The following is an 11,632-nucleotide window of genomic DNA, read 5'->3' as shown; positions in this document are numbered from 1 at the left end:
CCCATGAAGAACACAGGAATGACCGAGATGACGATGATGAGGGTTGCGGCGACGATCGGGCTGCGGATCTCGAGCGATGCTTCCAGGATGACTGATGCCACCGATTTGCCAGCGCCGCTGCGGCGATTCTCGCGCAATCGCCGTGTGATGTTTTCGACGTCGATGATAGCGTCGTCCACCACCGATCCCACCGCCACGACAAAGCCGGCCAGCACCATCGTGTTGATGGTCGTCCCGAGCCAGTAGAGAACAAGTCCCGCGGCGACCAGAGAGAGCGGAATCGCCAGCAGGCTGATGAGCGCCACCCGCCACTCGAACAGGAAGGCGCCGAGAACGCAGACCACCAGGACCGATCCCACCAGCAAGGCCATTGTCAGATTGTGGATCGAGAGCTCGATGAACGTCGCCGGGCGGAAGATCTGCAGGTCGACGTCGATACCTTTGAGGCCGTCCTTCATTTCGGCGAAGGCTGCCTCGACGCCGCGCGTGACCTCCAGCGTGTTCGCCCACGGGAACTTCTCGACGATCAGCATCATGCCGGGACCGTCATTGATCACAGCGTCGCCGATCGGCAGCGGTTCCCCCCAGGTGACGTCGGCAAAGTCCGCCAGCACCAGTTGCTCGCCGGCCTTCGACTCGACCGGAATTCTCTTAACGTCTTCCAGCTTCACGCTGGACGCTACGTCGGCGCCGACATACAGCCGCTGGTTGGCGGTGTCGATGAAGCCTACGGTCTGGCTCTTGGCTGAGCTCGCCATCGGCAGCAGGCCGAAGTCCAGCGCATCGGCCGAAGCTTCCATGACCTCGTTCAGCGTCACGCCGCGTTTCAGCATGCGCGCGGGATCGACCTGGATCTGCAGCTGTTTGAGCTTTTCGCCCCACATCGCCACGTTGGCGACGCCGGGCACGCGCAGCAGGCGGAAGCGGATCTTCCAGTAGGCGGTCATCGACAGGTCGAGCTGAGTGAGCTCCTTCGACGAGAGGCCGATCTTCATGGTCCTGCTGGTCGAGGACAAGGGCTGCAGCATGACGGGCGGGCTCGAGCCGAACGGCAGTCTGGCCGACGCAAGCTGCACGCGCTCCTGGACGAGCTGCCGCGCGTGCATGATGTCGGTTCCCCGCTTGAAGATCATGACAATGGAGGACAGCGACATCACGCTCTTCGAGCGGATGACGTCGAGTTCCGGTGTGCCGCGCAGTGCATCCTCGAGGGGAATGGTGATCAGCTCCTCGACCTCAGCGGTCGACATGCCGATACCCTCGGTCTGAATCTCCACCAGCGGCGGGGAGAATTCGGGGAAGACGTCCACGGGCATCTTGCGGAACACGTCCAAACCCAGCAGCACCATCAGCGCTGCCGCGGCCAGTACCAGATACCGGTATTTCAGATTCGTGCCGATGATCCAGCGGAACATGGCCCTGTCCTTTGTTCGGATGATTGGACGCCGGCTAACTCAGGCGTTCGCAAGCGGCGGAATGTCTTTCACGCCCGCTCAGTGCCCGCCAAACTTCAGTTCAACCCCCATCAGCTCGACCGCGCCGACCGACACGACCGGCGTACCGCTCGCTGGTCCGTCCGACAGAACTGCTATGTCGCCGAGGACGCGCTCGACAGCCACCTTTTGGCGGACGAAGACGAGCGGCTCCGGGTTGGAGTAGAGCCAGCTGTTCCCGTGCTCGTCGTAGATAACCGACGAGTAGGGCACGATCTTCGCCATCCTGCCGCTCTCCGGCGCCTTCATCGCCACGAACGCATGATCGCCGGGCTTGACGCCGCTGCTTGCCTCGAGGAATTCAAAGAACCGCCCGTCGTCCCGGTCCGTCACCGCCACCGGCCGCGCCTTGTAATATTTACCGGAGCGGCCTTGGCCGGTCAGCAGCACGACGACTAGACCATCCTTATCCTCGTCCGCCGGGTTGGCGACGCCGAAAATCTCGGCAAACTCGTCGTGGTCGCCGGTCTCGTCGTCGTCATCCTCGTCGGCGACAACCGCGATCAACATCTGGCTCGCCGCGTCCACAGGCACCTTGATCAGGGATTGCCGTGCTTGGCCGCTTTCACCGGCCGGCGCGATGGAAGCCGTCTCCGTAATTGCATTCACCGACGGTTCACCGCTCGCAATCTCGACCTGGGCGTTCATCATCATCCACCGCTTCGCCATCTCCTCCCGCACCGCTTCGGTCTGGATGCTCAGTCGTTTGGAGGCCTGTTCGGTCAGAACCACGCGTGGAAATGGTGAACCTGCGACCTCTACCAGCTTGGCAGGCGCGCCTGCGGGCGACTCCGCGGCCGCGAAGGATCCCGTGGCAACCACGACGAAAGCCACACCGGCGACGAGGGATGACGTAAGAAAAAGCCTATTGCGAAGCATGTGCAACTCCTCCAAGGCGTCGTGAAACCGGGCCGGAATGGAGCATCATGGCCGGTAGGACGAACAGATTGATCAGGACTGAAATGACTGCGCCTGCGATCACAACCCATGCCATTGGATGCAGAATCTCCAGACCAGCGGCGCTGCCCATGACCACTGCGGGAAGGAAGGCGAGGCAGGTGACCAGCGTGCTCGTCAGCATGGGCGCGAAGCGCTCGCGCGCGGCCGCAGCGACAAGATCCGGCCAGGATTCGTCACCCTCCCCGGTCTGATCGACGCGGCTGGCCAGAACCAGACCGTTGCGGAGTGCAAGCCCGAGGACGGCGAGAAGTCCGGCAAGCGCCCCAACCGAAACGGTGCCCGTTACCGCCACGAGGATCGCCGCGACGCCACCCGATACTGCCATCAGCGAAAGGAACATGCCGGTCGCCAGTCGCCAACTTTGCAATGCCGCCTGCAGCAGGAAAAAGATCAGGACTGCCGCCGACGCTGCGAAGAGCGTCACCTGCAGCATGGCTGCACGGCTCTCGGCATACTCGCCTCGAACGTAGGCATGGTATTCGAAGGGGAGTTGCACCTTCTTGAGTTCTGCCGCCACGTCTTCCGCCACTGCCGTGACGCTGCGGCCTGCGACGCTGGCGTGAACGTCCATGCTGCGCGTGACGCCGTCACGCTCGATGGTGCTCAACTGCGGCACCATCCGCACCTCGGCGATATCGCCAAGGCGTGTATGCGGGCGATCAGGCGTTTCGATCAGAAGATTCTCGACGTCGGCGATGCTGCTTCGTGCGTTGGGAGTCCCCCAAACGACCACGTCGAAGACCTTTTGCTGCTCGAACAGATTGCCAACCTCGAGCCCGGCGAAGACCGTCGCTGCCGCGCGCCGGATGTCCCCCGGTTTCAGTCCACGTGCGGCCGCCTCCGCAACGTCGACCTTGACCTCGATTTCGGGCGAGAAAGCGTTCTTGTCGAGACGTACGGAGTTGATGCCGTCAATGGCGGCGATTCTCGCCGCGACGAGCTTTGCCTGCTCTTCAAGCACGGCCGTCTCGGCCCCTTCGATGCGGACCACCACTGGTTCGCCGGCGTCGGCGAAGATCCGCCCGGCCGTACTGGCCAGATAGCCTTCAACCTTCACCTCGAGGTCCGCGAAGCCTTCCATCGTGTTGCGAATTTGCGACAGTGCCGCGGCTCGGTTCCCCCGCTCGTCGAGGCCAATCCAGAGCTGCCCGGATTCGATGCCGGTGACCTGGTCGCCCGTGATGGCCCTGCCGAGATGGCCAGCGACGGAGCTGACTCCGTCGATTGCGCGGACTTCGGATTCCAGTCGCGCCATCGTCCGGATCATGGCGGGCAAGGATGCACCCGGCGCGGCCTTGAACGAAACGCGGACGGTGCCTTCGTCAAAGGACGGCGACGGCGACCACTTCAGGGCGGGCGTCGCCGCGAGTAGCGCCAACGCACCGAGACCCACGATCGCATAGGCAGGACCGGTCGTCGCCGAGAACTTGCCCAGCAGCCGCCCGTAGGCTGCACCGAACAGCCGCGCCACCACAGGTTCGGACCTGTTTCCTGCTGCGCTGCCCGAGCGGAAAAAGACCATCGCGAGGGCGGGCGCCGCCAAGAGCACGACGACCATGGCAGCGGCCACCGTGACGCCATAGGCCTGAGCCAGCGGCCGGAAGAATGCCGCGGTTTCGCCGTCGAGTCCGAGTATCGGAGCGACCGCCAGCAGACCGATCACCGCTGCATAGATCATTGGCTTGCCGATTTCGCCGATCGCATCGAATAGAGGCGCGGCGACCGGACGGCCGCCATCGGCGCGGAGGCGCCGCCCGATGGCCTCGGCAGCCACTACCGCAGTGTCGACGACGAGGGAAAGCGCGGCCGCGAGGCCGGCCAGGTGGATCAGGTTGAATATGGGGCTGCTGAAATAGAGAGCGACGAGTGCCGCGACATACGACAGGACGATCGCGACGACGGCGATGCTCGCCGCGCCGACCGGCGTCAAGGACAGGAAGAGGGCTACGGACACGACCACCATGGCGGCGGTCACCATCCGGACCAGATTGGCCAAGGCGCTGTCGACGTAGTCGGAGGCGCGGTAGAGGGAGGCGTCGACGTCGATGCCCGGCATGCCTTGGCTCAACTCCGCGAGCGCAGCTTCGACCCCCGCTACGACCGCTTTGGTGTCGACGTTGGGAAGCTTCTCGACGACGAGAATGAGGCCAGGCTGCCCGTTGATCATCGCATCACCGATCAGCGGCGGATGGCCTTCGACGACCTCGGCGACGTCTCCTAGCCTGAGCGCGGAAGACGGGACAGCAACCTTCGTCAGGTCGCTGGCCTTGCTGATCGGTTGCACATGCTGGATGCCGAGCCTCTGGTTCGGCGTGTCGATCCAGCCTCCGCTTCCGAGTACTGACGCTTCGAGATAACTGAGCGGCGAGACCCAGAGCGAATCCCCGGCGCTCTCTATGGCTTCATCAAGCGAGATGCCGGCCGATTCGAGGCGCTGAGGTTCGATCTGCACCTGAAGCTGGCGAGCACGCTGGCCCCAGATCGCGACGTTGGCGACGCCCGGCACGCTGAGCAGCTTCGGCGTCATCGTCCACCGGGCCAGCACCGACATGTCGATCAGCGACACGGTCTTGGACGACAGTCCGACGATCATGGCACGGCCTGCCGCCGACTTGGGCTGCAGCATGGTGGGTGGCTTCGAGACATTGGGCAGGGCCCAAGCCATCGTAAGACGCTCCTGCACCATTTGTCGGGCTTTCATTGGATCCATGCCGGGCTCGAAGGTGAGCAACACCGAAGCCATCCCCGGCACCGACTTGGAATGAATCGATTTGAGGAACGGCGTCGCGGTCAGAATCTCTTCGAGATTGATGGTCACCAGGCTTTCGACTTCGCCTGTCGACAAGCCGAGCGCCTCGGTCTGCACCTCCACGACCGGCGCCCCGAACTCGGGAAGAGCGTCGATTCTGGCCTTGGGAAGAAGAACGGCACCCGCCGCTACCAGGAGTATCGCGGCTGCTATGACCAGATGCCGAAATTCCAGACTCAGCTTGACGAGCGTTTGCAGCACGGCAATCCCCCACGATTCCGCGGCGCGCGAAACCGCGCCTGCGACAGATCAGAGACAGTCCCAAAGCGTATCATGCGGGAGGGCGCCGCATAATTAATCAATATTGCAAGGCGCTTTTACCGTATATCCGGCGACCTCTAACTTTCGGAGTAGAGAAATAGTTCATACAAATTTATTATGATCGTGACTCACGCGTGAGTGCTCGCGTCGGTTGCGTGGGAGTGCGCCTCCAGCAAAAGGCTGGGCGTGCCGTGGCGCAGTTTGCTTCGGTCCGGGAGTGCCATGCGAACGAGGAAGGCGAAGCGGGACCGCCAATTTGCTGCGCCGGCGGTCCTCGGCGAGCGTACCGGGCGCGGAATAGCAAAGAAGTGTTGTAGAGATGCGACACGTTTGCGTTTGTATCGGACAAGTCGCGTTTGTAAGGGACAAAATGACGAAATCGCAGTTGCCACAGTGGACTCATCGGATATCATCGACGCGTGGTGCATCTCATGGGGGCTCGCAGGTCATTCGCCTTTTTATCTTAGCACTTAGTGGCATAGGGCTGCTGTACTCTTCGGCTTCGGCACTGGCAGAGGAGCACGAGCGGGCTCTGGCCGAAGAAACGATACCGGCTCTGGCCGAGGAATGCGCTGCGCCCTGCGCGGGGTACGAGGCTACCGCGGAGCTGCAGAACGACTGGATATTTGGCGCACATCCGTCTTTCCTGAGATCCGATGTGTTCTTTCCGAAGTTGGAGCTCGATCTTTTCTACGCGCCGACGGATTATCTTCGGTTCGTGAGTGCCATCATTACCGAGCCCGTGGTCGACCCGGAACCCGGGGAGAATGCGGCCTTTCAAGGGATCGGCACCTATGTCGGTGAGCTCTATGCTCTCGCTAAGGTCGATCCCCTGACCGTGAGGGCCGGAAAGTTCGACACGGTGTTCAGCCTGGCCAGCGAAGCCCTGCCGGGGATACACGCCCCGGATCTGGCGTCTGTTTTTGACGCTGACGAACGTCTGGGTGGCGAAGCTGTTGTTGGCTTCGAGGGCTTTGGGCTGAACAATGCCTTGGCCGCGACGGTATTCACGACCGACCGGACGTTCCTCAGCGAGTCGCTCTTTACCAACCGTGGACGGACCACGCTGGCGGATGGCGGTGCCGGCAACACCACCGGTTTATCCTCATTCTCGGTTACCCTTGATGGCTGCAAAGGGGCGGAAAAGGGCGATTGTTACAAGGACGGTGAATTCGGCTATCGGCTCGGCATCCGATACCAGAAGCCCGGGCTGTCCGCTGACACAGGGGAGGAGGAGGAAGAAGAAGAAGAGGAACCGCTGCCGGGGACCGGCAATGAATTGGCCTACCTTGCTGCCGCCACTGGAAGCTTCGACCTTAACGGGAACACACTGAGGCTTCTCGGCGAATCGGCCTACCTCAAGCATTTCGACGGCGGTCCGGACGACGCTCTGCTTCTCACCGGCTCTGTCGCGCTGGAAGTGCAACCTTTGACCTACATAGCCACCTACACGCAGCAGCGGAACTTTGTCGCCGACGGTCCGGACACCCGCGAGCAATTGGCGGATTTCGAAGTGATTTATGCGTCCGGGGAAGAAGACGCGCCGTCCGGCGCGGCGAAATGGAACCTCGGCGCCGGCTACACATTCGCGGAGAATGCTGAGGACGAGAGAACGCACACCTTCAGTGTGCGCGCGACGCTCCAGTTCGGTGGACACGTGAAGTTAGGCAGGTAGGCTCGATCGTCCGGATGTCCGACGCTTGTTGACGGCTGCCTTCTGCTGAACTCGAGTGAGGTCCGCAAGCCCGTCTGCATGCGCCGAACTTGTTCCTTCCCTCAGGCTGATTGAAGCTATTTCAGCGACCCTTCAGCACAAGAGTTGCGTCCATCAGCCCTTCACTTCCTTTCCATCCGGATCGAAGACGGGCTGCACGTTCTTGCCTTTGAAGCTTATCTGGAACTCGTAACTCACCTTGCCGTCGCGCATCAGCTTCTCCGCAAGCTTGATCTTTCCACCTGCGAATTTCGTATCAATGGCCGCACGCACCGATTGAGGCACCGCTTCCATCGGAATTGATTCCTCGACGACGATGACCTTGCCGTCTTGATGGTAGAGCACATCGCGCGTCATTGCGCCCTCGACGCTTGCTATCTCGAAGACCAGTTCTCCGTTCTCGACCTCGCGGGCGCATGCCTTGACCTTGGCGATGGGAAAATCCTTGTGGAACATGTCCCGCACCACCAACGGCACCTTCTTGCAGGCGATCGGCTGTTCCGCGGCCGACGCGCCGGTCGCCCCGGCAAGCACGAGGACGAACGCGCCGGGCGCCAGGCAGTAACGAACAGGTTTCATGGGAATCTCCTTCATATGACCTCATCGGCTTTCACGGAGCACCAACACTGGAGTCGACCAGACAAGCACGCAGTGCCGCTTTGCCGCCTCTGCCGGGGCGCCGAGTTCGCGTACTCCTCGCTTATGGCTCTGCTGGCGGTGTGCGGTTTGTACGATTTGCGCGAGCTTCGCCTACAGCACTGCGACCCACCAAGTTGACAAGTGTTGCGCAACCCACGCGCCGCGCTACCCAGCGGAGCGTAGGCTGGCTAAGGCAGCCTGAACGACCGTTGCCCGACGTTGGAAACCCAAGATAGGACAAAGCGCGCCGGCGGACCGATAGCCCAAAACGGCTTTGCCGGCCTAACCGAAAGCCGTAGCGGCTCATGCGAGGTTCCGGACGTCCCCAGCGGGAGGTGGCGCCGTTCCGGGGGCCGTCGTCGCTCCCGTCGCGATCATGCTCTTTTGCAGCCGCAGCTCCAGCGCCTGCTCGGCGACGACTTCCTTCAAGCGCTATAATGAGCCGAAATCTCGCTCTCTCAGTTAAGCCCACTCTGGCGTTGATGTCGGACATCACGGACGAGGCCCCTTCGCAAAAAGGGGTAATCTTGTCGCAAGCGAGTCAGCTCAACTGCCGAATCGTAAAGCCTAACGACCGCAGCGATAAATAGGCGCGTCAACCTGAAAGCGTGCTGGCAGGCACGAGGGAGCCTGCACTGAATGTCTCGCGGAAGTGTCGCCGTAGCGCCCGGCTCATCTGCTCACGTCTTCGCGCCCGAAGACCCTAACAAGTCCTATGGGTCACGAAAGGCGTTTTGCCTGCAGCGCCGTTTGGGCCGAGCAAGCCAAGAACCCGGCCGGCGCGCAGGGGGAACGATCGACACAGAAGCGACCTCCACCCGCATCCTGACGACCATTCTGCAGCCTATCACGGGACATTTTGTCAACGGAGACGCGGGGTGGCTGCGCGTCGAACTTCTTGATCCGACCAAAACACCTCCAAGCCGCCAGCTCAACAACGAAATCCCGAACGTCCTGATCCGCGCCGAGATGCCGATCCTCGCCTTCGAGGCCGAGAGCGGGCGGCTCCAGGACGTCTTCCTTCAGCTTACCGAGGAGACGATCCAATGATCGATACCCCTCCTGTTCAACCGCACGGCCAGCAAAGCCTGGCAAGCGCAAGCGAGCCGCATATCGGGGGGTGCCGTCAAAATGCGGAGCCCAGAAACGCGGCCTCTTCATTCCCGGGGGCCTCGATGAGAGTTCAACCAGTCAATCAAAGGATGCGGATAAACGCCGCTCGGGCAGCGGGGCTGGTTGCCGCAACTGTTATCCTGTTTTCGCACCCCGGATTGGGTGGGGGCGCACATGAGCTGATCCAGATGGCGGGTCTCGGCCTGGTCCTCACCTGCTTCGTTGGCAGGATGTGGAGCATTCTCTATATCGGTTCAAAGAAGAATCTGGAGTTGATTACCTCCGGCCCCTACTCGTTGACCAGAAACCCGCTCTATCTCTTTTCTACGCTTGGAGCAGCTGGGATCGGATTGATCCATGGATCGATCGCCGTCGCTCTGGCGCTGGGATTTTTCAGCTATTGGATCTTGGTCATCACGGCAGCCAAGGAGGCCGAACACCTGAAGACGATCTTCGGCTCGCAATACGATTCCTATGCGCGCTATACGCCGCTGTTCTGGCCGAAACTGTCCCAATATACGGACTCTGCCGAAGTTGTCTTCTCCCCGAAAGCGCTCAAGCGCAACTTCCAGGATGGACTGTACTTCCCCGCAGCCTTTCCCGCCATTGAAGCAATCGAACAACTGCGAGCAGGCAGTTACCTGCCGATCCTCATGACGATCTACTGATATCCGCCAAGTGCCAGATCCTCTCTCGGCAGCAGGACCAAATGGCCGATTTCGGCATCGTCACCGGTTCGTCGAGCTTGATGAGGTAGCCGCGGGAGTCTTGGCGCTCGTGCCGGCACCGCGATGGCCATTTTGCATGGCCGAACTGTCGCCCAGGATGGTTGACCACCGAGGTCTGTGACCTAGCTTTACGATGGAGCGTCCAGACTCCGAAATGGTGGCATGGCGCGCACCGTGGAAGAACTCCCCGGGACGTTGAGGATGGAGAGGCGCGAGCTGGCTTTCGACCGGCGCCCAGCCATGCATCGACAAAATTCCCCCAGTACTGGGGCCGAAGCGATGACAACTTCGAAGGCAGGCAGTTAGCCAGGGCGAGGAGCCACACACCGCGTCACGAGCTTAAAGTTACATCGGAAACCGCGCAGGTACGGCAATGTCAGATCTTGCCGGGTTTTACGCAGACGACACAGGTCTCGCTCTCCTGGGCGGGATGACAATATTTGTATTGGTAGGCTTCTTCCTTGTGGTCCGGCGTATCCTCATCGCAGCGAGACGGCGTCACCAGTATGGCTACCTGAGCGAAAGCACGCCTATTCCCCTCGATGAGGCTTCTTGGGCCTGGGATCGCCCACGCAATCTTGCAGCCAAGGCGGCTTCTTCCCGGGCCGCCGTGCCCCCGGCCCCGGATGTTCAGGGTCTAAACTCCGGTAAGTCCGGGGTGCGAAAGGATTATCTCAACACGACGCCCGAAGCGGGCGAGAACTCGCGCGAGGACCTGCCCAATGCTTTCGCTCCGGCGACAAGCTTCGCCATGGCCTTACCTCCCCGTGTTCGCAGGCCGACGAGCCCCTTGTTACGCTTGAGCGTCGCCGCAATTTGTCTGGCCGTGCCGCTTGGCTATGCGTTGACGAGACAAAAGCCGGTCGAAAGCGCCCCCGCTGTTTCGCGGGCCGATAGCTACTCCCTTCCCGATCTTTCACGCCGCTTGGAGATTCCTGCCAGCACGGCATTGGATATGCCCGAATCAGCCGACGCACCCACGAGCGGCGAATTGCCGAACCCGGATCTCAACGCTGCCGAAGCACAGGTCGAGGCAGCTCGTGCTCAGGCAGCAGCTGCCACGGAATTGGCTGGCCAGGAGCACCGAGCGATGGAGGAGGAGCGCGCCAGGAGTGCCTCTCTGGAGAGTGCGCTCGCTGAGACGCGCAAGCAGATCGAGGTGCTGAAGACAAGCATGGCAGCCGCCGACGACGCCAACGAGGAGCGTTTGCGCAACGAACTTGTGGCAGCCCGCACGCTCGAGGCATTGCGGTGGATTGCGCAAGATGTCCGCGCGCGGATCAGCGAAACCATCGACCATGTCTTTATACAGATGCCCGCTGCTCGCCTCGAACGGGAGCGAACCGAACAGATGGCGCGCGACCTAGCGCAAGCGCGAGCGCAAATTGAACAGCTGGAAGCCAAAGCCGCCGGGGATCGCGCCAAAGCCGAGGCTTCGCTGGCGCAAGCGAGCGGGATGCTTGACGAGGAGCGCCGGAAGTCGGAGGACCTTCGTGGCGACATCGCTGAAATGGAGCAGTCCAAGGCCGCGATCGCGGACACGGCTGAGCGGGAACGGACCGGTGCCGCCACGACGCGAGCAAGGGTTGAGCAGACTGCTGCCGAGACGGCGCAGGCACTGGCGCGGGAACAGGCTTCGGCAGTCGCGGCCCGTGCGGACCTCGACAAAGCCCGGCTCGAGCGCGACGCGGCCGAACAGGAGCGAGCCAAGGCCGTCTTAGCCAAAGAGCGTGCCGAGCAGACTGCCGCCGAGACGGCGCAGGCTCTGGAACGCGAACGCGCTTCAGCAATATCGGCCCAAGAGGACGTCAACAGAGCCCGCCTCGAGCGCGACGCGGCTGAGCAGGAGCGAGCTAAGGCTGTCTCGGCGAAAGTGCATGCCGAGCAGGCTGCAACTGAAACAGCGCAGGCGCTG

The 11,632-nt window shown here is 61.9% G+C and carries 8 protein-coding genes; 4 read left to right on the top strand and 4 right to left on the bottom strand.

All coding sequences use genetic code 11. The features are described from left to right. From EOA32_RS25115 to EOA32_RS25105, 3 genes are all read right to left on the bottom strand, one after another. A partial coding sequence (locus EOA32_RS25115; protein WP_145971347.1) for an efflux RND transporter permease subunit occupies window positions 1-1,415 on the bottom strand: 1,415 nt, incomplete at its 3' end. Between the two features lie 78 nt (window positions 1,416-1,493). Further along, on the bottom strand, window positions 1,494-2,372 hold the full coding sequence (locus tag EOA32_RS25110; protein ID WP_128373160.1) for a hypothetical protein: 879 nt from the start codon (window positions 2,370-2,372) through the stop codon (window positions 1,494-1,496). Next, entirely contained in the window at window positions 2,359-5,463 is a 3,105-nt protein-coding gene (locus EOA32_RS25105) for an efflux RND transporter permease subunit (RefSeq protein WP_189407351.1), read from the bottom strand. The genes EOA32_RS25110 and EOA32_RS25105 overlap by 14 nt, the downstream gene beginning before the upstream one ends. Before the next feature lie 430 nt (window positions 5,464-5,893). Between EOA32_RS25105 and EOA32_RS25100 the strand changes: the two genes are divergently transcribed. Beyond that, entirely contained in the window at window positions 5,894-7,198 is a 1,305-nt protein-coding gene (locus EOA32_RS25100; RefSeq protein WP_245499380.1) for a hypothetical protein, read from the top strand. Between the two features lie 153 nt (window positions 7,199-7,351). Here the strand turns inward: EOA32_RS25100 and EOA32_RS25095 are convergent, their stop codons facing one another. Further along, window positions 7,352-7,816, bottom strand: coding sequence for a hypothetical protein (locus EOA32_RS25095; RefSeq protein WP_128373158.1), 465 nt, complete (start codon window positions 7,814-7,816; stop codon window positions 7,352-7,354). Between the two features lie 810 nt (window positions 7,817-8,626). Between EOA32_RS25095 and EOA32_RS25090 the strand changes: the two genes are divergently transcribed. From EOA32_RS25090 to EOA32_RS25080, 3 genes are all read left to right on the top strand, one after another. Continuing rightward, a complete protein-coding gene (locus EOA32_RS25090) occupies window positions 8,627-8,926 on the top strand; it encodes a hypothetical protein (RefSeq protein WP_128373157.1) in 300 nt (99 codons plus the stop codon). Continuing rightward, window positions 8,923-9,657, top strand: a complete 735-nt coding sequence (locus EOA32_RS25085; protein ID WP_245499379.1) for an isoprenylcysteine carboxylmethyltransferase family protein — start codon at window positions 8,923-8,925, stop codon at window positions 9,655-9,657. The genes EOA32_RS25090 and EOA32_RS25085 overlap by 4 nt, the downstream gene beginning before the upstream one ends. Window positions 9,658-10,090: 433 nt before the next feature. Next, on the top strand, window positions 10,091-11,632 hold a 1,542-nt coding region (locus EOA32_RS25080), incomplete at its 3' end, for a hypothetical protein (RefSeq protein WP_128373156.1).

The organism is Mesorhizobium sp. M1A.F.Ca.ET.072.01.1.1, from assembly GCF_004023325.1.
Classification (GTDB): domain Bacteria; phylum Pseudomonadota; class Alphaproteobacteria; order Rhizobiales; family Rhizobiaceae; genus Mesorhizobium.
This window is presented reverse-complemented; position numbering and strand designations above follow the sequence as displayed.